This window comes from uncultured Psychroserpens sp., from assembly GCF_947501425.1.
Taxonomy (GTDB): Bacteria; Bacteroidota; Bacteroidia; order Flavobacteriales; family Flavobacteriaceae; genus Psychroserpens.
In genome coordinates this window covers 406,099-428,203 of record NZ_CANMVN010000001.1, presented here as the reverse complement: position 1 = coordinate 428,203, position 22,105 = coordinate 406,099, and the positions used below count along the sequence as shown (strand labels likewise).

Genomic DNA, 22,105 nt, shown 5'->3' with positions numbered 1-22,105 from the left:
CACAACCAAAATGACTGAGAAAAAGAAGAAAAAAGTAGATAAAGAATTTATACTGTCGTCCTGGGCCATCAATAATAAAACCACGATGTATGTATTGATTACCCTGATTCTAATTTTGGGTGCTGGAGCTTACTTTAGTATGCCTCGTGAAAATTTCCCTGAAATAAAAGAAACTAAAATTTACATTAGTTCTATTTATCCAGGAAATACAGCCGAAGATATTGAAAAACTAATTACCGATCCTATTGAGGATAAGTTAAAAACGGTAAGTAATGTAGTTGAGATCACCTCAACTTCTCAAGAAGATTACTCCATTGTTATTGTGGAGTTTGATGAAAACATTTCTGTTGAAGCAGCAAAGCAAAAAGTGAAAGATGAAGTCGATTCTGAAACCGCTAGCGAAGACTGGCCAACATTTAATGGTGCAAAAGTGGAGCCCAATGTGTTTGACTTGAGTATGTCTGAAGAGATTCCAATTCTTAATATTAATATTTCGGGAGATTACCCAGTTGATGTCCTTAAAGACTTTGGCGAATATCTTGAAGATGAGATAGAAAGTTTAATTGAAATCAAACAAGTTGATATTAGAGGTGCTCAGGACAAAGAGGTTGAAGTTGCCGTAGACATTTATAAAATGATGGCTGCACAAGTAAGCTTTAATGACATCATCAATACCATCAGTAACGAGAACATGACCATGTCTGCAGGAAATCTAATTTCTAGTGGACAACGACGAACCATAAGAATACTTGGTGAAATTGAAGACCCTAAAGAATTAGAGAACTTTGTGGTTAAAAGTGAACGTGATAATCCAATCTACCTAAAAGATATTGCAAAAGTCACGTTCAAAGATGAAGATAAAACTACCTATGCCAGAGAATTTGGTGACCCTGTTGTGATGCTTGATGTTAAAAAACGAGCAGGAAAAAACATGGTAGATGCTGCAGAAAAAATACAGGTAATGGTTGATGATGCCATAAAGAATGTATTTCCAGCCGATTTAAAAGTCACCATTACCAATGACCAATCAGAAAAAACGATTGGTCAGGTAGATGACCTTGTGAATAATATCATCTTCGGAATTATCTTAGTTGTAACTGTATTAATGTTCTTCTTAGGATTTAAAAATGCACTATTTGTTGGATTTGCCATTCCTATGTCGATGTTTATGTCCTTAATGATTCTAAACCTCTTAGGATATACCATGAATACTATGATTCTGTTTGGATTAATTATGGGACTTGGGATGTTAGTAGATAACGGAATTGTAGTTGTTGAAAATGTTTATCGTTTGATGCAGGAAGAAGGCATGTCCAGAGTGGAAGCTGCCAAAAAAGGAATTGGAGAAATCGCTTTTCCTATTATCATTTCTACTGCAACAACAGTAGCTGCTTTTATTCCTCTCGGACTTTGGCCTGGTGTGATGGGACAATTTATGATCTATTTCCCAGTTACTTTGTCTGTTGTTTTAGGATCGTCTCTCTTTGTGGCCATATTTTTTAATTCGGTTTTAGTATCGCAATACATGACTATCGAAGATAAGGAAATGCCATTGCAACAAATCATCAAAATATCTATCATATTAGGCGTTATTGGTTTGTTGATTTTATTCTTTGGAGGTTCTTATAGAGGATTAGGTTCAGTCATGGTATTTACCGTTGTTTTACTTTGGCTATATCGATTATTCCTCAGAAACTGGGCTAATAGTTTTCAAACGAAAACCTTGCCTAAGTTGGAAAATTTTTATGAGCAAACATTAAGAGCTGCTCTATCTGGCAAACGTCCAATTTTTATAACTGTAGCTACAGTAATTTTATTATTTGTTGCATTTGGTGGTTTTGGAGCTTCTGTTGGAAGTCAGCGTACAAAAGTAGAATTCTTTCCAGATAATACGCCTAACCAGATCATTGCATATATCGAATATCCAGAAGGTACTGATATAGAAAAAACTAATGCAATAACTAAAGATATAGAGTCGCGTATGTACAAAATCATTAATGATGATGCTTACATGAATGGCGATTATAATTTCTTAACTGAAAGTGCTGTATCGCAAGTTGGTGAAGGTGCTGGAAACCCTCAAACTGATGGAGGTTCAGCTGCCGAAATGCCACACAGAGGAAAGATCACAGCAACCATGCGTGAGTACAAGTATCGAAAAGGTGCCGATAGCAATGAACTCTTGAAAAAAATTCAGAATGACCTCGATGGTATTTATCCAGGTGTTGCCATTTCCGTAGAAAAAGATGCCGTTGGTCCTCCTGCAGGATATCCAATTAACATTGAATTAGAAGGTAAAAATTATGAAGAGTTAATTGCCACTGCCGAACGTATGAGAGATTTTATCAATACCAAAAATATTCAGGGAATTGAGGAATTGAAAATTGATGTGAACCGTTCGAAACCTTCCATGCAAGTTAATGTAGATCGTAAAAAAGCTGGTGAATTAGGCATCACTTCTGGTCAGGTGGGTCAACAACTGAGAAACTCAATATTTGGAGCCAAAGCTGGAATTTACAAAGAAGGTGGTGACGATTATGATATTTATGTAAGATTCAACGAAGAGAACCGCTACAATAAAAGCGCCATTTTTAATCAGAAGATCACGTTTAGAGACATGGCTTCTGGCCAGATCAAGGAAATTCCAGTATCTGCTGTGGCAAGTCAGAGCAACTCTTCAGGATTTAGTGCTATTAAACATAAAGATGTAAAACGAGTGGTTACGGTGTATTCCGCATTAGCCGCAGGATACACTGATGCAGGTGCTATTGTTTCTGAAATTCAGAATGAAATGAAATCCTTCGATGGGAAACCTGATAATGTGAAAATTGATTTTACAGGACAGATAGAAGAACAAAATAAACAAATGGCATTTTTAATGTCGGCGTTTTTTATTGGTCTCGGACTCATTTTCTTTCTGCTGATATTTCAGTTTAATTCAATATCTAAACCAGGTATTATTATGCTGGCTATTTTTCTCAGTTTAATTGGTGTATTTGGAGGATTGATTATTACAGGAAAAGCATTCGTGATTATGATGACCATGATGGGAATTATCTCCTTAGCTGGAATTGTAGTAAATAACGGTGTGGTACTCTTAGATTATACACAACTACTTCTGGATAGGAAAAAGATTGCACGCAACCTTGATGAGGACCAATATCTTGAAAATAGTGATCTGCTTGAAGCCATTATCAAAGGTGGAAAAGCGCGTCTACGTCCAGTATTATTAACAGCTATTACAACCATTTTAGGATTGATACCATTAGCAACAGGATTAAATATTAACTTCTTTACACTATTTAGTGAGTTTGATGCTAACATCTATGTTGGTGGTGATAACGTAATATTTTGGGGACCACTAGCCTGGACCGTAATCTACGGATTATTTATTGCAACATTCTTAACCTTGGTCGTAGTTCCTATCCTATTTTACTTAGTGACACGTTTTAAAATGTGGATGAGAGGTGCAAACACTTCTGAACTAACTATACAAGAAGATGGCTTTAATGTAGATACTGCAATTGAAAGTTAATACTAACAATACACATAGATTTTATCTATGTAACACGAGCCTTTTAGGGAATTAGAAAAGGTTTGATTAATAGCAGGAAAGGCCATAACAAATGTTATGGCTTTTTCATTTTAATAATCGGTTAACTTCACTAAATTTGCACCTTTATCGCCCAAGCTTGAGCAAAGGCGAAGTTTTTTAAATATTTACTATGTACAGAAGTCATAATTGTGGTGAACTAAGAGCATCACATATCAATACAGAAGTTACACTTGCGGGTTGGGTTCAAAAATCTCGTGATAAAGGGTTTATAGTTTGGGTCGATCTAAGAGATCGCTACGGACTCACACAATTGGTATTTGATGAAGAGCGCACATCTAAAGACATGATGAAACAAGCGCAGGAGTTAGGTCGCGAATTCGTTATTCAAGTAACAGGAAAAGTTATTGAACGTGCCTCTAAAAATCCAAATATGCCTACTGGTGATATTGAGATCCTAGTATCTGAATTAACCATTTTAAATGAAGCGCAATTGCCACCTTTTACTATTGAAGATGAGACTGATGGTGGTGAAGAATTACGAATGAAATATCGCTATTTAGATATTCGTCGTAACCCTGTAAAAGATAGTTTGATCTTCAGACACAAAGTAACTCAGGAAGTGCGAAACTATCTGTCTAATGAAGGGTTTATCGAAATAGAGACACCATATTTAATAAAATCTACACCTGAAGGTGCTCGTGATTTTGTAGTACCATCACGTATGAATGAAGGTCAGTTTTATGCGCTTCCACAATCACCTCAAACCTTCAAGCAGTTATTGATGGTAGGTGGAATGGATAAGTATTTCCAGATTGTAAAATGCTTTAGAGATGAAGATCTTCGTGCAGATAGACAACCTGAATTTACTCAGATTGACTGCGAAATGGCATTCATAGAACAAGAAGATATACTTAATGCTTTTGAAGGCTTAACTCGTCATTTACTAAAAGAAGTTAATGGTGTTGAAGTCGATAAATTCCCTAGAATGCTTTATGATGATGCCATGCGTCTCTACGGAAATGATAAACCAGATATCCGTTTTGGGATGGAATTTGGAGAACTAAATACCGTAGCTCAACATAAAGATTTTAATGTATTCAATTCTGCTGAATTAGTGGTTGGAATTGCAGTTCCTGGTGGAAATAGTTACACTAGAAAAGAGATTGACAAACTAATCGATTGGGTAAAGCGTCCTCAAATTGGTGCTTTAGGAATGGTATATTGTAGATGTAATGACGATGGAACATATAAGTCTTCAGTAGACAAATTTTACGATCAGGAGGATCTTGCCAAATGGGCAGAATTCACTGGAGCAAAAGCTGGAGATCTCATTTGTGTACTTTCTGGAAACACCAATAAAGTAAGAGCACAACTCAGTGCTTTACGTATGGAATTGGCAGAACGCTTAGGTTTACGTAAACCAGATGAGTTTGCACCACTATGGGTAATGGATTTCCCATTATTAGAATGGGATGAAGATACTGAACGCTACCATGCGATGCACCATCCCTTCACTTCACCTAAACCTGGACAGATAGAGTTATTGAAAACCGATCCTGGAGCTGTAAAAGCTAATGCTTATGATCTTGTTCTTAACGGAAATGAGATTGGTGGTGGTTCTATCCGTATTCATGATAAAGCTACGCAAGCCTTAATGTTTGACTATTTAGGATTTACTCCTGAAGAAGCAAAAGCACAATTTGGATTCTTAATGGATGCTTTTCAATATGGAGCACCTCCACATGGTGGTTTAGCTTTTGGCTTGGATAGATTGGTTGCGATTCTTGGTGGTCAAGAGACCATTCGTGATTTTATAGCGTTTCCAAAAAATAATAATGGTCGAGATGTAATGATTGACGCTCCTGCTCCAATTGACGATGAGCAATTGGCAGAGCTAAGTTTGAAACTCAACTTAAAATCATAAATTAAAAATCCTGCCCTAGTGCAGGATTTTTTAGTAGATTTAATCTATGCCAATCAAAAAGGTTATTAAACGCTTACTCATTTTGCGGTATAAATACATATCGCAAAAAAACTTCGTATTTTTATTAGCCATACTTATCGGACTTCTATCTGGTTTAGTCTCTGTAACCATAAAGAATATAACGTATGGTATTGAATGGGTCTTAGATCATTTAGCGATCGTTTCCCGAAATAGTATTTATTTCATTTTACCAGTAATCGGACTTTGGTTGGTCTATCTATTTGTAAAATATGTCTCCAAACGATCTGTAGAACATGCCATTCCAAGCATTTTATTTTCCTTATCGAAAAAAGACGGACTCCTGAAACGCAGCAAGATTTATCTGCCAATGATCACTGCACCTTTAACTGCTGGTTTTGGAGGATCGGTTGGACTACTTGGACCTGCTATTGCTTCGGCTTCGGCAGTAAGCTCTAATATTGGTCAGTTGTTTCATGTGGATCGAAAAACAAGAACCTTACTTATTGGCTGTGCTGCTGCAGGTGCTATCGCTTCTATATTTCAATCGCCAATTGCAGCTATCATTTTTGCAGTTGAAGTCTTTAGTTTAGATCTTACTTTTGCATCGTTGTTACCTTTACTCATAGCATCAGTGTCTTCAGTATTAACGTCCTATTTCTTTGTTGGTAATGGTGTGTTGTTCAATTATAACGTGTCACAACCATTTGTGCTTAGCGATACTTTATTTTTTATCATTTTAGGTATAGGTACTGGAATCGCTTCGATCTATTTCTCTAAGATATATTTTGCTGTATATAAGTTTTTTGAACGTTTTAAAACTAATGGTCAAAAACTCATTGTTGGCGGATTAGCCATTGGTGTCATGCTTTATTTTATTCCTCCTCTCTATGGTGAAGGTTTCGGATTTATTAATGATCTCCTAAGCGGCAATCATTTACACGCTTTAGGAAACACCCCTTTTGATGATCACTTAGACAATATTTGGGTGGTGATTGCTTTACTTTTTGGGATTACTATTTTTAAAGCGGTTGCCATGACAACAACTTTTGCTGCTGGTGGAGCAGGTGGAATTATCATTCCAACCATGGTCATGGGAAGTGCTTTAGGTAATGTTGTGGCCAAGGTGATCAATAATATCGGATTGGGTTTTCAGGTATCCGAATCTAATTTCACCTTAATTGGTATGGCTGGATTGATCGCTGGTGTACTTCATGCACCATTAACCGCTACTTTCTTGATTGCTGAAATAACAGGTGGATACCAATTGTTCGTCCCCTTAATGATTACTGTATCTATGTCGTTCATCATTACAAAAAATGCAGTAGACCATACCATTTATACGAAAGAACTCGCCGAAAAAGGCGCTTTACTCACACACAATAAAGACCAATCGGTATTGACCTTGATGAAATTAGATAGTGTTATCGAGCAAGACTTCACCATTTTAAAACCTGATATGTCATTAGGTGATATGTTGCATCAAGGTGTGGCTAAATCGAGTCGGAATCTCTTTCCTGTAGTAGATGAAAATCATCGTTTGGTTGGTATTATTCTATTGGATAATATCAGAACTGTTATGTTTGACCAATCACTTTATGAGACCACTTCCGTAGAAACATTTATGCATAATCCACCAGAGCATATCCATTATGAAACCGATTCTATGAAAGGCGTCATGAAGAAATTTCAGGATACAAGTGCTTGGAATCTTCCAGTCATAAAAGATGGAAAATACTACGGTTTTGTGTCAAAATCTAAATTATTAACGGCTTACAGGCGCGAATTGATTAATTTTACATCCTAATCTTACTAGAGGTATTTTACACATGAAGTACATTATTTTTTTAGCATTTTTAGCCTCATTAGCAAGTATCGTTTGCGGATTTCTGCTAGAAGTAGATTATTCAGAAAAACTCATAGGCTTTGGAGTTTTGGGTTTGTTTCTTGTTGTATTCCCACTGTTTATTTATCATCGCTGGAAAGACAGAGACATCAAAGACTACATGCTCACTCAGGAAAATCTGGAAAAGATGCGTGACAACCAAAAAGACAAAAAATATTAGTCAGTTTTAGCTACTATATTAAAAACGATTTTCAAGCCTGATTTCAACTCATTAATTTTCAATAATTTAAAATATTACAATTAATTAACACTTTGCATTATTTTATAGCGTACATTTGTAGCTTAATTAACATATATTTTTTTACAATGACTGGAACAGTTAAATTTTTCAATGATTCAAAAGGATTTGGATTCATTACCAACGACGAAACAGGAAAAGACATTTTCGTACACGTATCAAACCTTAATGGTGTTGAGTTACGCGAAGGCGATAATGTAGAGTACACAGAAGAAGAAGGAAGAAAAGGGATGGTTGCCGCTAATGTGCAAGTTCTCTAAGAGATATACTTTATACAGTTTCAACGTCTAACGAAAGTTAGGCGTTTTTTTTATGTTTTATTTTGGGCGTTTACTACTTCGCTAGCCTACTTCGCCGTAGTGGCTAAAGAGGCTGAAAAGCTACGTAGCACTGCGCTTTCACTACTCGCTTCCTCCGAAGTGCATAGCACGAAGGAGGAGAGCTCAAACAGACCGTTCAATCGCTAACGCGAGAAATACTGAAACAAGTTCAGTATGACAAATCAAGGATTTTTCAATTCAAATTTCGTTTCTGAATAAAAAATCGTTTCAGTAATTCAGAGGCTTCATCTGCCAGAATACCTCCAACCATTTTAGTCTTTGGATGTAATTTGGTTTTTAGAGCAATACAACCACGTTCCTTGTCTCTTGCACCATAAACAATCTTAGAAATCTGACTCCAATATAAAGCGCCAGCACACATTTGGCAAGGCTCTAAGGTCACGTACAAGGTACAATTCTGAAGATATTTTCCGCCTAAAAAATTGGCAGCAGCCGTAATGGCCTGCATTTCGGCATGCGCTGTAACATCATTTAACAACTCCGTCAAATTATGGGCTCGTGCAATTATTCGATCGTTGATGACCACCACAGCGCCAACAGGAATCTCTCCTTTTTCAAAAGCGTCTTCGGCCTCTTGCAAGGCTTTCTTCATAAAATAGGTGTCGTCAAACGGGTTTTCCATAGTTGTAAAAATACAATTCTTAATGAATTCGTTCCAAACATGGCAAGACATTTGATGCTATTCAAGAAACTTATCAACTATGAAACCACGCTATGCACTCTCTATTCCTAAACCATGTCACGAGAACTGGTCTGATATGACACCTAACGTGAAAGGACGATTTTGTCAATCCTGCTCAAAAACGGTTGTCGATTTTACGGCAATGTCAACTTCCGAAGTACAGGAATTTATTCATTTCAACAAGAACCAACGCATTTGCGGACACATCAAAAAATCGCAATTAGATACTATTAATTTAAAGATTTATGACACAGTATTTGAACAACGAATGCCGTTTCATAAACTCTTCTTAGTCGCCTTATTACTAGCTATGGGAACCTCGCTATTGAGCTGTTCTGATGAGAAAGGACAAACTAAAAAAATAGATAGTGTGGAGATTATTGAACAGGCAATAGACTCGACCAAAACTAGAGTTGAGCAAGCCATCGATTCTTCGGCTAATTCTACTTCGACCAAAAAGACAGATAGCCTTATTGTAAAAACATCTAAAACGCCTACAATTCCAGTCATGGGAGATATTGTTATGGTAGAAGGTATAATGATTGTAGAAGAAGTAAATCCGAATCAACCCATGTCATGGCATTCTGTAGATGAAAAGCCAAATTTTATAGACGCTCCTAAAGATCTTTCAGGAAAAGACATCAAAACATATTTTACGGATAGGTTACATGACTTCGTTATCGCTAATTTTAAAGTTCCTCAAGGAGATTTAGGGTTAAAGGGCAGACAACGCATCAATACACAGTTCACCATTGACAAGAACGGACAGGTGAGTGCTATAAAAGTTAGAGCACCACACCAACAGTTTGAAAAAGAAGCAAAACGAGTTATTAGTTTACTACCACAATTTAGTCCTGCAAAGTACAATGACCAGCACGTAGCACTCACTTATAATTTACCTATTACTTTTGTTATTGAAGAGTGATTAATTCTCGTATTTTTGCAATGTGCAAAATCCACTATTAGACCATATCAATTTCCCAAAAGATCTGAGACAATTAGATCAGGAGCAACTGCCGCAACTCGCTCAAGAGTTGCGTGAGTTTATCATTGATATTGTAGCCACAAAAGAAGGCCATTTAGGGGCTAGTTTAGGCGTTGTAGAATTGACCTTGGCGTTGCACTATGTGTTCAATACACCAAAAGATCAACTCATTTGGGATGTAGGACATCAAGCTTATGGTCATAAGATTATAACAGGCAGAAAAGATATTTTCCATACCAACAGACAGGAAGGTGGCATCAGTGGTTTTCCAAAACGTGAGGAAAGTGACTACGATACCTTTGGTGTTGGGCACTCCTCAACCTCAATTTCGGCAGCCTTAGGTATGGCCATCGCTTCCCAACTAAAAGGCGAAGATAAACATCATATTGCTGTCATTGGCGACGCCTCCATTGCTAGCGGAATGGCTTTTGAAGGTCTTAATCATGCTGGTGTTACTAATGCTAACTTATTGGTAGTTTTAAATGATAATGCCATTGGTATCGATCCCAGTGTTGGTGCTTTAAAACAATATTTGACCAACGTTAAAAAAGGAAAAGAGAAACAAGACAATATTTTTGAAGCCTTGAATTTTGATTATTCCGGACCTATAGATGGTCACGATCTTAAGGCTTTAATTTCAGAATTAGAACGCTTAAAAACTGTCAAAGGACCAAAGTTCTTGCATGTCATTACCACCAAAGGGAAAGGACTAAAACAAGCCGAAGTTGATCAGGTGAAATATCATGCTCCTGGTAAATTTGATGCTCGTACTGGTGAAGTTTATGCCAAATCTGCCACTGAGCAAGAGCCTCCGAAATTTCAAGATGTATTTGGACATACCATTGTGGAACTGGCTAAAACCAATACCAATATTATAGGAATTACACCTGCAATGCCAACGGGAAGTTCTTTAAAATATATGATGGAACAAATTCCCGATCGTGCGTTTGATGTTGGTATTGCCGAACAACATGCAGTCACCTTAGCCGCAGGAATGGCAACTCAAGGCTTGATTCCGTTTTGTAATATCTACTCTACATTTTTACAACGTGCCTATGATCAAGTGATTCACGATGTAGCGCTTCAAAATCTTCCTGTCATTTTTTGTTTGGATCGTGCAGGTCTGGTTGGTGAAGATGGTGCCACACATCATGGTGTGTTCGATTTGGCCTATTTAAGGTGCATTCCAAATATGATTATTGTTGCACCACGTAATGAAGTTGAATTACGAAACATCATGTATACGGCTCAGCTAGGTTTAAATCATCCCATCGCCATTCGATATCCAAGAGGTCGCGGACGCATGATAAACTGGAAACAACCCTTTTCAACAATTGATATTGGAAAAGGTGTAGAACTTAAAAAAGGACATAAAATTGCTGTGTTATCTATTGGTACTATGGCCAATAATGCAGAAGAAGCCATTGCTAAAAGCGAGGTAAGTGAGATGATTTCTCATTATGACATGCGGTTTGTAAAACCTCTAGATGAGACGTTATTACATTCTATTTTCAAAACTCACGAGTATATTGTAACCCTGGAAGATGGCGTGATAGCTGGCGGATTTGGAAGTGCAGTCTTAGAATTTGCTGCAAAGCATGATTATACCATTCCAATACAAGCCTTAGGAATTCCAGATACGTTTATAGAACATGCTTCTGTAAAACAACAACATCAATCGGTTAAGATTGATGCTGAAAGTTTAAATATGTTGTTTAATTCTATTGCTCGTCTTCATCTAAAGTAGCAATATCTGGCTGATTGTTCTGGTCGTAAACCTCAACTTGACTTGTAGTTTGTGGTTCATGATTTCCATTACTCGTAATATCATCTATCATTAATAAAAATGCTAGCGTTACGAAAAAAATAACAGCAGCTCCAAGTATGTTCTTTCTCATCATTGTAGGTTTAAAAGATTATGGTTAAACAAATATAGTCAATTATCGTTTAAATACAAATTTAATCGATGAAATGCATAAAATAAATAAAGAGAACTTTAAAAATTCCCTACTTTGGCATTAAAGGTCATACTTATTTAGTGAGGTTTTTCCTGATATGAAAGATAATTATCAACAGGTATATCAACAAATTTAATATCGACGTAACCTAAATTTGATATTAAATTGATTTATAGATGATTACCCTTTAAATTTTGATAGGTCATCATGGCATTACTATCAGACATTTTAGATACATAAAAACATACAGAAAGTAGACTGTTATAAAGCGCTTCATTGTTTAAGTCGACATGCGGCTTTATAGATTTCAGAATTAACCGATCAAAATTAGATAACTCACCCTTTAGGTTGTTTGTGACCGCTTTAGTAAACACACTTAAGAGTTCATTAATCACGCGATAACCTACAATTTCTTTATTAACGACTTCCGTAGATTGGTATACATTTTTGATACTTAAGGTGATGATATCTTTAATCTGAGCTTCATAAGCACTATAATCCATCAAGGCTTTAGGAAATTCTCCAGACAATATCGCTTCTTCATGCGTCATAAAGATGTCTACCGCTTCATTAATAAGTGTATTTATTGCTAAGGCTCTCAGATAACTCAATCGGTCTTGGGTACTTTCAAGAGCGTTATAGGTTTTTGTTTGTATCGAATCTCGCACTAAATTAATGAGGTATTCAAGTGCATATTCCTCTTGAATGAGTCCGAGATTGATTCCATCTTCAAAATCAATAATAGTATAACAAATATCATCAGCAGCTTCTACGAGATACACCAAAGGATGTCTACAATAACTGACATCGGAAGCATCACCTCGTTTTACCAATCCTAAGTCTTGAGCAATATCTTCAAAAACCGTTTTATCATTTTGAAAAAAGCCATACTTCTTATCAGCAATATGATTTGTAGGTTTCTTCGGAAGGGATTCTTTTGGATATTTCGTAAACGCACCTAATGTGGCATAGCTTAAACGCAGTCCGCCAACACGACCTTGACGACTTTCGGTTAATATTTTAAATCCGTTGGCATTACCTTCAAAACTGCATAGATCTTCATATTGTTTTTTGGTAAGTTGATCTTCAAAATAGCGACCTTCACCTGCTTTAAAAAACTCACCAATAGCTTTCTCTCCCGAATGACCAAAAGGTGGATTTCCAATATCATGAGCTAACGCTGCTCCTGCAACTATAGCACCAAAATCATTGATTTGATACCCATGAACATCTCTAAGATGCGGATGTTTTTCAAGAAGCTTCTGACCCACTTTTCGTCCTAAAGATCTCCCAACAACACTAACTTCCAAACTATGCGTTAATCGCGTATGAACAAAATCGGTTTTGGATAGAGGAACCACCTGAGTTTTATCCTGAAGGCTTCTAAATTCCGAAGAAAAAATAATACGATCATAATCTACTTCAAATCCTAATCGTGTTTCGTCTTGTTCTTTTCTCAAACGCTTGTGTGTATCTCCATATCGCTTTAAAGAGAGTAATTGTTCCCAGTTCATACCATAATTTTAACAGCTGCAAGATAGACTTTTTCAATGTTAATTTAATGTTTCCTATTCACAAAAAAGTGTCTTTTCACATAATACTCCCTTAACGGTTTTATGATTTAGGTTTAATGTGGTATTAACCTAAACTTTACATTATGCAGCTTTCTTTGCACCATCATTATTACTAAACAAAAAAACTATTTAATAAAGAATATCATGAAAAAATTAGTACTAACTGCATTGATCGCTTCTACACTTGTATTTACTGGATGTTTTAAAGACGATGACACTCCAATTATTATTCAAGAAACTACTATTATCCAGAACCCTGGTGGTGGTGGAGAAGAATGTCCAATAGTTGCTATAACCGGAGCTATTACTTCAGATGTCACATGGACAAATGATAATATCTATCAACTCAATCAAAAAGTAGTTGTAGACAATGGTGCGACTTTAACTATAGAAGCTGGAACAATCATTAAAGGATCTCCAGGAACAGGATCTTTAGCTTCTGCTTTAATTATTGCAAGAGGATCAAAAATTAATGCTGTTGGAACTGCGACAGAGCCAATTATTTTTACATCTACAAGTGATAATATTCTTTGTGGTGAAACTGCTGGTACAAATTTAGATCAAAATGACAGAGGTCTTTGGGGTGGTTTAATTGTTTTAGGGAATGCACCATGTTCTTTTTCAGGTGACATTACTGAAGCACAAATTGAAGGAATTCCTGCAGATGATACATTCGGATTATATGGTGGTGCAGATGCTGCTGATAATTCGGGTATTATATCATACGTATCTATAAGACACGGAGGTGCCTTAATTGGTGAAGGAAACGAAATCAACGGTCTGACTTTAGGTGGAGTTGGAAACGGAACAGTAATCAACAATGTAGAAGTTGTTGCTAATGTTGATGATGGTATCGAATTTTTTGGAGGAACAGTTAACGCTTCAAACTTATTAGTTTGGGCTCAGGGAGATGACGCTTTAGATATTGATCAAGCTTACTCAGGTACTATTGACAATGCTGTTGTTGTATTAGGAGATTTCTCAGATCATGCATTCGAAATCGATGGTCCTGAAGGATCTGCAACTGGATCATTCCTACTACAAAATGCCACTATTATTGGTAACCTTACCACTGAAAATGGTGAATACGCTGACTACAGAAGTGGAGCAACAGGAACTACAAATAATGTTTATGCTTTTGGGTTTAAAGACTCTTCTGATGTAGAATTAGATAACGATGGTGTTGCTACCAACTACAATAACGGATTATTAACTTTTGGGACTTGGGAAATTGTTTTACCTACTGGTGTTACAGATGTTACAAGTATTTTCGTTAATAAAGCTGAAAATGTAATGGTTACTGGTTTTGGATCTACTGCAAGTGCCGTTGCTGAAGGTGCTAATACAGTTGGAGCTACAACTTCAGAGTTAGCATGGACCTTTGCTAATACAGCTGGTGGATTAGGATTTTAATTCTTCTCCTATCAACAAGTTAAACCTTACTTAATATAATGTAAACAACTGCTAGTTCCTTAAAACAAGCAGTTGTTTAGATAATAAACTAAATATGAAAAAAAAGACATTCTCTCTATTAATACTGCTGGTATTTGCCATTGGCTTTATTAATGCTCAGAAAGGAACAGTTTCAGGTACAGTAATTGACGGAGAGTTCGTAGAGCCTATGGCTTTTGCTAATATCTTAGTGAAAGGCACAACAACAGGTACAAATTCTGATTTTGACGGAAAGTATACTTTAGAATTAGAACCAGGAACTTATACTTTAGTGTTTTCTTACGTTGGTTATGCTACTCAAGAAATTACTGAGGTTGTTGTAGAAGCTGGACAAGTGGTAACACTTGATGTGACTTTAAAAACTAACTCACTTGATACTGTTGTTATTACAACTTCAGTGAAACGAAATACTGAAAATGCTGTTTTAGATTTACAAAAGAAATCTGTTGTCGTATTAGACGGTCTTTCAGCTCAAGCCATAAAAAGTACAGGTGCCAGTAACCTTGCAAGCGCTGTAAAAAGTGTTCCAGGCGTATCTATTGAAGGTGGAAAATACGTATACGTACGTGGTCTTGGTGATCGCTACACAAAATCTATATTAAATGGTATTGATATTCCTGGTTTAGATCCAGATCGAAATACTATCCAGATGGATTTATTTCCAACAAACATTTTAGATAATGTGATTGTATTAAAATCGGCTTCAGCAGAATATCCTGCAGATTTCACTGGAGGTATTGTGGATATTGTTACTAAAGATTTCCCAACAAAAGCAGAATATACCATTTCATTAGGTTCTGGGTATAATCCTGATATGCACTTTAATGACAAGTATTTAACCTATACTGGAAGTGATACGGATTTCTTAGGTTTTGATGATGGTACACGAAACTTGCCAATTAACAGATACCAACAAATTCCTGGTACTTTTGATAATCAATTGCTACTTACATCTTTAACTAATAGATTTCAGAAAGAGCTACAAGCTAAACAAGAACAAAGTGCTATGAACTTTGATTTTGGATTTACATTAGGTAATCAGTATGATATTGGTGATGACAAAATTGGATACCAAGCTTCATTCTCCTATAAGAACACAACCACTTTTTATGAAAATAGAAATGATGGTGCATGGGTAAAAGACTTTTCAGATTCATCTAATAATAATCTAAACTTTGTATTGGATTCTCGTGGTTCTGAAGGTATTAATAACGTTATATTAAATGGTATGTTAGGGTTGACTTACAAAACTGATAAGTCAAAGTATAAAGCAAACTTTTTACATATTCAAAACGGTGAATCCACTGCTGGTTTTTTTGATCAGGACATATCACAAGATGGTGTTGGTGGAGGTTTAGAGCCATTAATAAAAAATTCATTAACTTATACTGAGCGTTCAATAACTAATCTATTGGTTAGCGGAAAGCATCGTTTAAGTGATGATGAAAATGCATTCAACTTAGAATGGAAAATCGCTCCAACATTTTCTAAGGTGATGGATAAAGATCATAGAATTACACCTTTACAACAATCTGGTGAAGGTCAGTTCTTTGTAAGTCCGAGTGCATCTACTTTCCCAATTCAATTATGGAGAAATCTTATTGAAGAGAGTTGGTCTGGAAAAGTAGATTTAGACAAAACAGTTGATTTTCTTGGGAGATCAGCAAAGTTAAAGTTTGGTGCTGCATATACTTACAAGTTTAGAGATTTCAGTACAGATGATTACACCTTTAATATTCAAGGGGATGACTCATTTATTGCTAATGGTGATGTAGATCAATTATTAGCTCCTGAAAACATATGGAACCCAACAACTGACTCAGGAACGTTTTTAGTATTTGGAGATCAGTTTAATCCAAATGATGCTTATGAAGGAGAGCAAGTTATAGCAGCTAGTTACTTTTCCGCAGAATTTAATGTCAGTGAGAAATTAAAAACCGTTTTAGGAATAAGAACTGAATTTTTTAATTCATTCTATACTGGACAGGATAACGAAACTCAATTTGACAGAGAACTTATTCTGGATGAATATGACTTCTTCCCGTCAGCTAACTTGATTTATTCAATTAATGATGACTCAAACCTTAGAACGTCTTATTCTAGAACAACTGCCAGACCATCATTTAAAGAAGCTTCTGTAGCGCAAATTTTTGATCCAATTACCAGTCGTTTATTTATTGGTAATCTAAATCTGGTTCCAACTTATGTCAATAACTTTGACTTAAGATATGAGCGTTTTGGAGATAACGGACAAATGTTTGCGGTAAGTGGGTTTTATAAAGATTTTAAAGACCCGATAGAGCAGTCTTTCTTTTTACAAGCACCTACGCAATTAACTGTAGCTAACTTAGGTAATGCCAATGTTTATGGTGTTGAGTTTGAAGTAAGACAACGTTTAGGATTCATCACAGAAGGATTAAACAACCTGAAATTTAACGCTAATGTATCGTTTATCAAATCTGAGCTAACGATGTCTGATGGTGAATTTGAAAGTAGACAATTGGCAGCCAGAGATGGAGAACGTATAGAACGAGAAAGAGATCTTCAAGGACAAGCACCTTATCTTATAAATGTTGGTTTTGATTATAGTAATAATGATCTTGGATTACAAACTGGTTTGTTTTTTAACGTTCAGGGAGAGACATTAGAAGTTGTAGGTATTGGATTAGTGCCTGATGTATACACTAAGCCATTCAATAGTTTAAATTTTACATTTAATAAAGCTTTTGGAGAAAATAGAAACTCTTCAATAGATTTCAAAGTATCAAACATATTGAATAGCGTTAGACAAAGTGATTATGTATCATTTGGAGCAGAAGATCAAATCTTTTCTCTGAGAGAACCTGGTACAGAAATTTCACTAGGATATTCTTACAAATTTTAAACACAAATTTTGAATTAGTCTACAAAAAAGCTCTCATACATTATGAGAGCTTTTTAATTATAATAGGGTTATACTATTGATTAGTAGTATTTAATTATTTAGGGCAACCTGTACTTTATCAGTCCACTCGCTTACACTGGTAATCTTTGAATCTACATAATCTACTTCTCTTAACACATTACCAGACCAAAATAACCATTTTCCTGTTTTCTTACCATCTACATAATTTCCAACCATGACTTTATTTCCATTGGCATCGTAACTTGTCCAAACACCATGCAACTGTCCTTCTTGATTAAAAGTCCCTTGCTGTTCTACTTGCCCGTTATCATGATAATATGTGGCAACTGTAAGGTCTCCATCCTTGTTTAACTCTACTTTAGGTTTTTCCTGTGCAAAAGTAAAAGTCACGCTTAGTAGTAATAGTATTGCAAATATCTTTTTCATAATTTCTGAATTTGGGATTTATATAACACTGTAACATCAAAGTTAAATAAAAGTTTACAATATTCAAACATTTACGTAACATTAAATTAACATTAGATAACTAATAAGCTCTTTATTATTGGTTTATAACCTTAACATAGCATATTTATAAGTTAATAATTATATAATATTGACATTACATTTAAATTACCTAGCATGCCCATATTTGCAGTGTGTTTCAGAACACAATTAGTATTTCATATAATTGAATTAGTTTTTGTCGACTAAATGATTATGAATTCTAATGAGGCTGCTTTTTTATAAAGCAGTCTTTTTTTTTGAAAAATCTTAAAAAGATAAACATTAGGAAACATTCAGTTAATATTAAAATTGGTTATTTGCAGCGACAAAAACTAATAAATTAATGAAATCAAAATTTACCCTAGCGCTACTATTGTGCGTTGTATCGTATTCATTCTCTCAAGAAATTAGTGATACATCTTTCGGAAAAGGTTTAATCAACTTCACAGCAAAAGACAGTTCTTTCAGCATTAAATTTGCACCACGTTTTCAGGTTCGTTCCATTTCATCTTGGGATTATGATGGAAATCAATATGAAAGCCCTGAACATAATTTTATTGTGAGACGTGCTCGTTTGAAGTTTGATGGTTATGCTTACAGCAAAAAACTTAGATATAAAATTGAGTTGGGATTATCAAACAGAGATATCTCAGGTGCCAATGAATTTAACCGAAACACACCACGTTATATATTAGATGCCGTTCTGATGTGGAATTTTGCAGAAAACTGGGAGCTTTGGGCTGGACAAACTAAGTTGCCTGGAAATGTAGAGCGTGTGGTATCTTCAGGAAACTTACAATTAATAGACCGTTCACTATTAAACAGTCGTTTTAATATAGATCGTGATCTCGGTGTTCAGCTACGTCATAAAACCAAATTAGGTAATGATTTTTTAATGCGTGAAAAACTATCCTTATCCCAAGGTGAAGGTCGAAATGTTACTGAAGGTAACGAAGGTGGTCTTCAATATACAGCTCGTATTGAGTTTTTACCTTTTGGCACTTTTAAGTCAAAAGGAGATTACAGCCATTCTGATCTAAAGCGTGAAGAAACACCAAAACTTATGCTTGGTTTTACTTATAACTATAACCAAGATGCCGTTAGAGAAAGAGGTTTTGCTGGTGATTACATGATCAGAACCGATGGAACGATTTACGAGACAGATCAAACTACTATTTTTGCAGATGCTGTATTTAAATACAACGGATTCTCTTTTATGGGAGAATATGCCAAACGAACAGCAGACGACCCTGTAGCTACAGAAGCCGATGGTGTTACACCAACAGGAGATATTGTTTTAACAGGTAATGCTTTAAATTTACAAGCTGGTTATTTATTCAAAAGCAATTATGAAATTGCAGCTCGTTTTACAACTGTAGACTTTGAAAGTGTAACAGGTGTTTTACCTTCTGACCAATACACGTTGGGTTTTAATAAATTTATTGTTGGTCATAAATTAAAGGTGCAGTCTGATATTAGTTATACTACTCTGGATGGAAATGAAGATAATATTACCTTTAGACTAGGATTTGATTTTCATTTTTAAGCAATAAAAACATAACAATAAGGTAACGTTCTACCGAAATTGTATAAAGATATTTGCAAACTATTTAGATTTAAAAATTATGGATAATATTTACTTATTTATGTTGATCGCCATTACTGTATTAGCTGTAGCTGATATAGTTGTAGGTGTTAGTAATGATGCAATCAACTTCTTGAACTCCGCTATTGGCTCTAAAGCAATTTCATTAAGAACAATAATGATTGTAGCTAGTTTAGGAATCTTCATTGGAGCTGTATTCTCGAGTGGAATGATGGAAGTGGCTAGAAAAGGAATTTTTGTACCTGCGCAATTTGAGTTTGGCGAAATCATGCTCATCTTTATGGCAGTGATGATCACAGATATTCTATTATTAGATTTCTTTAACACACTGGGATTACCAACGTCTACAACTGTTTCTATTGTATTCAATTTATTGGGAGCTGCAGTAGTTATGGCATTGATAAAAATTAGTCATTTGGAAGATCAATCGTTTGCTGATTTGACAAACTACATAGATACAGAGTCTGCTACAAAAATCATCAGTGGTATTCTCTTATCTGTACTCATTGCTTTTACGGTAGGCGCTTTAGTGCAATGGGTTTCAAGACTTATTTTCACTTTTAATTATGAGAATAAAATAAAAAATTTCGGAATAGTATTTGGCGGTGTAGCATTAACTGCTATTACTTATTTTATATTTCTAAAAGGGCTTAAGGGTACACCATACTACAGTGATCTTAAAGGTCTTCTTGAAGGTAACGAAATATACATCATACTGGGAAGCTTTGTTTTTTGGACTTTATTCTCTTTTATTTTTGAAAAAATAACAAAGAAAACTGTATTGTTAGTGGTTATTGCTATTGGTACTTTTGGATTGGCTTTAGCTTTCTCTGGTAATGATTTAGTAAACTTCATTGGTGTACCTATGGCGGCTTATCATTCTTATGAAGCATGGGTAGCTGGTGGAATGGACGTCACAATGTCGATGGATGTACTTGACAGAAAAGTACCAGCAGAACCCTTCTTATTATTTATTGCTGGTGCGATTATGGTCGTAACGCTTTGGTTTTCTAAGAAAGCTAAAACAGTTGCTGAAACAGAAATTAGCTTGTCTCGTCAAGGTGACACGCACGAGAAATTTGAGCCAAATAGACTTTCAAGAGCAGTTGTAAAAGGAACAACACAATTATCTGAATATTTTAGTATCATTATCCCAAAATCAGTACAAGAAAGTATAGGTAAAAGCTTTGAGAAACCTAATGTTATTATGACTAAAGATCAAAGTATTCAGGCTCCTGCATTCGATATGATCAGAGCGTCTGTAAACTTAATGGTAGCTGGTGTATTGATTGCTATTGCAACATCAATGAAATTACCACTATCTACTACTTATGTGACTTTTATGGTGGCTATGGGTACTTCTCTAGCCGATCGTGCTTGGGGAAGAGAAAGTGCTGTTTACAGAGTAGCTGGTGTATTAAATGTGATTGGTGGATGGTTTGGTACTGCAATTGGAGCATTTATTGCGGCAGGTACTGTAGTTTTTCTTATTAACTGGAATCCAAGTGTAATTATTCCAATTTTACTACTATTAACTGTGATCTTATTATATAGAAACTACACATCTCATAAGAAAAAATCTAATAAGGTTGTTGATGAAGATAGTTTGACAACATCAGAAGAGATCAGTTCTGTACAGGGTGTGATTCATCAAAGTGCAAAAAATATTTCTAAAGTTGTTAAACGTACAAATAGAATTTACTCCAACTCTATTGTAGGTCTTGCCAGACAAGATTTAGCTATACTAAATAAAAGTAAAAAACAAGTTGTGAAGCTATCTAACGAAATTGATGTTTTACGTGATAACATTTTCTATTTCATTAAAAATCTTGACGAGTCAAGTGTTGGTGCTAGTAACTTTTATATCAATATATTAGGCTATTTACAGGATATGTCTCAATCTTTAGAATATATTTCTAAAGTGAGTCATAAACACATCAACAATAATCACAAGAAATTAAAACTGAGTCAGATCAAAGAGTTAAAGCAAATCGATGATAAATTAGAAGTTTTATTTAGCGATACTGAAAAAGCCTTCAAATCTGAGTCATTCGAAGAAATTGGGACGATTCTAAACGAAAAGAAAGTGGTTTATGACTTAGTGAAAGAAAAAATTCAAACGCAGGTAGCTCGCACACGTAATGAAGAATCCAGCCCAAAGAATACAACTTTATATTTTAGTATTCTTCTGGAGACTAAAGATCTAATGAATGCTACAATGAGTTTATTGGATGAGTATCACAGTGCTCATGACAGTTCTGTTGAACCAGCAACTGTAAATGAATCTGTTGATTCAAATGATGAGCCAGCTATTCAAAATAAATCAGAATCAGCGACTTTAAGTGATGAGTCAACGACAACGACTCCAGATTCAGATGAACCAACTGATGCAAATGATGAGTCAGCAGCGCCAAATAAGCCTACTGAATAAAGCATATCAATATACGTTTAAAAAGCGACCATATGGTCGCTTT

At 35.4% G+C, this 22,105-nt stretch carries 15 protein-coding genes; 11 read left to right on the top strand and 4 right to left on the bottom strand.

The window, feature by feature from the left end:
* Positions 1-10: 10 nt before the first annotated feature.
* The 5 genes from Q0951_RS01930 to Q0951_RS01910 all read left to right on the top strand — a co-directional run bounded on the left by Q0951_RS01930 (position 11) and on the right by Q0951_RS01910 (position 7,902).
* The gene (locus Q0951_RS01930; protein WP_299333564.1) at positions 11-3,535 is read left to right on the top strand and encodes an efflux RND transporter permease subunit; all 3,525 of its coding nucleotides are present in this window, start codon (positions 11-13) and stop codon (positions 3,533-3,535) included.
* A 190-nt stretch (positions 3,536-3,725) separates the two neighbouring features.
* Complete coding sequence (gene aspS, locus Q0951_RS01925) at positions 3,726-5,480, top strand: aspartate--tRNA ligase (protein ID WP_299333561.1); 1,755 nt, start codon at positions 3,726-3,728, stop codon at positions 5,478-5,480.
* 46 nt (positions 5,481-5,526) lie between these two features.
* A complete protein-coding gene (locus Q0951_RS01920; protein ID WP_299333559.1) occupies positions 5,527-7,305 on the top strand; it encodes a chloride channel protein in 1,779 nt (592 codons plus the stop codon).
* Between the two features lie 22 nt (positions 7,306-7,327).
* The gene (locus Q0951_RS01915; protein WP_299333556.1) at positions 7,328-7,564 is read left to right on the top strand and encodes a hypothetical protein; all 237 of its coding nucleotides are present in this window, start codon (positions 7,328-7,330) and stop codon (positions 7,562-7,564) included.
* Between the two features lie 146 nt (positions 7,565-7,710).
* Positions 7,711-7,902, top strand: a complete 192-nt coding sequence (locus Q0951_RS01910; RefSeq protein ID WP_262733285.1) for a cold-shock protein — start codon at positions 7,711-7,713, stop codon at positions 7,900-7,902.
* A gap of 253 nt (positions 7,903-8,155) precedes the next feature.
* Here the strand turns inward: Q0951_RS01910 and Q0951_RS01905 are convergent, their stop codons facing one another.
* Complete coding sequence (locus Q0951_RS01905; RefSeq protein ID WP_299333857.1) at positions 8,156-8,605, bottom strand: nucleoside deaminase; 450 nt, start codon at positions 8,603-8,605, stop codon at positions 8,156-8,158.
* Between the two features lie 79 nt (positions 8,606-8,684).
* On the opposite strand from Q0951_RS01905, the gene Q0951_RS01900 reads away from it, so the two are divergent.
* Positions 8,685-9,590, top strand: coding sequence for an energy transducer TonB (locus Q0951_RS01900; RefSeq protein WP_299333553.1), 906 nt, complete (start codon positions 8,685-8,687; stop codon positions 9,588-9,590).
* Between the two features lie 22 nt (positions 9,591-9,612).
* Complete coding sequence (dxs, locus tag Q0951_RS01895) at positions 9,613-11,397, top strand: 1-deoxy-D-xylulose-5-phosphate synthase (protein ID WP_299333550.1); 1,785 nt, start codon at positions 9,613-9,615, stop codon at positions 11,395-11,397.
* On the opposite strand, the gene Q0951_RS01890 is transcribed toward dxs, so the two are convergent.
* Together Q0951_RS01890 and Q0951_RS01885 are read right to left on the bottom strand one after the other, a co-directional pair.
* On the bottom strand, positions 11,372-11,548 hold the full coding sequence (locus tag Q0951_RS01890; protein ID WP_299333547.1) for a hypothetical protein: 177 nt from the start codon (positions 11,546-11,548) through the stop codon (positions 11,372-11,374). The two genes, dxs and Q0951_RS01890, sit on opposite strands and share 26 nt — an antisense overlap.
* Positions 11,549-11,778: 230 nt before the next feature.
* Positions 11,779-13,122 (bottom strand): deoxyguanosinetriphosphate triphosphohydrolase, encoded by a 1,344-nt coding sequence (locus Q0951_RS01885; RefSeq protein ID WP_299333544.1) that lies wholly within the window; start codon positions 13,120-13,122, stop codon positions 11,779-11,781.
* Positions 13,123-13,326: 204 nt separating this feature from the next.
* Here Q0951_RS01885 and Q0951_RS01880 point away from each other — a divergent pair, with 204 nt between their 5' ends.
* Both Q0951_RS01880 and Q0951_RS01875 read left to right on the top strand, forming a co-directional pair.
* Positions 13,327-14,595: a hypothetical protein gene (locus Q0951_RS01880; RefSeq protein ID WP_299333541.1), complete on the top strand. Its 1,269-nt coding sequence runs from the start codon at positions 13,327-13,329 to the stop codon at positions 14,593-14,595.
* A 94-nt stretch (positions 14,596-14,689) separates the two neighbouring features.
* The gene (locus tag Q0951_RS01875) at positions 14,690-17,518 is read left to right on the top strand and encodes a TonB-dependent receptor (protein WP_299333538.1); all 2,829 of its coding nucleotides are present in this window, start codon (positions 14,690-14,692) and stop codon (positions 17,516-17,518) included.
* A 90-nt stretch (positions 17,519-17,608) separates the two neighbouring features.
* Here the strand turns inward: Q0951_RS01875 and Q0951_RS01870 are convergent, their stop codons facing one another.
* The gene (locus tag Q0951_RS01870) at positions 17,609-17,965 is read right to left on the bottom strand and encodes a nicotinic acid mononucleotide adenyltransferase (protein ID WP_299333535.1); all 357 of its coding nucleotides are present in this window, start codon (positions 17,963-17,965) and stop codon (positions 17,609-17,611) included.
* Between the two features lie 403 nt (positions 17,966-18,368).
* On the opposite strand from Q0951_RS01870, the gene Q0951_RS01865 reads away from it, so the two are divergent.
* Both Q0951_RS01865 and Q0951_RS01860 read left to right on the top strand, forming a co-directional pair.
* Positions 18,369-19,571: a porin gene (locus Q0951_RS01865; RefSeq protein WP_299333532.1), complete on the top strand. Its 1,203-nt coding sequence runs from the start codon at positions 18,369-18,371 to the stop codon at positions 19,569-19,571.
* A 79-nt stretch (positions 19,572-19,650) separates the two neighbouring features.
* On the top strand, positions 19,651-22,062 hold the full coding sequence (locus Q0951_RS01860; protein ID WP_299333529.1) for an inorganic phosphate transporter: 2,412 nt from the start codon (positions 19,651-19,653) through the stop codon (positions 22,060-22,062).
* Positions 22,063-22,105 lie beyond the last annotated feature (43 nt).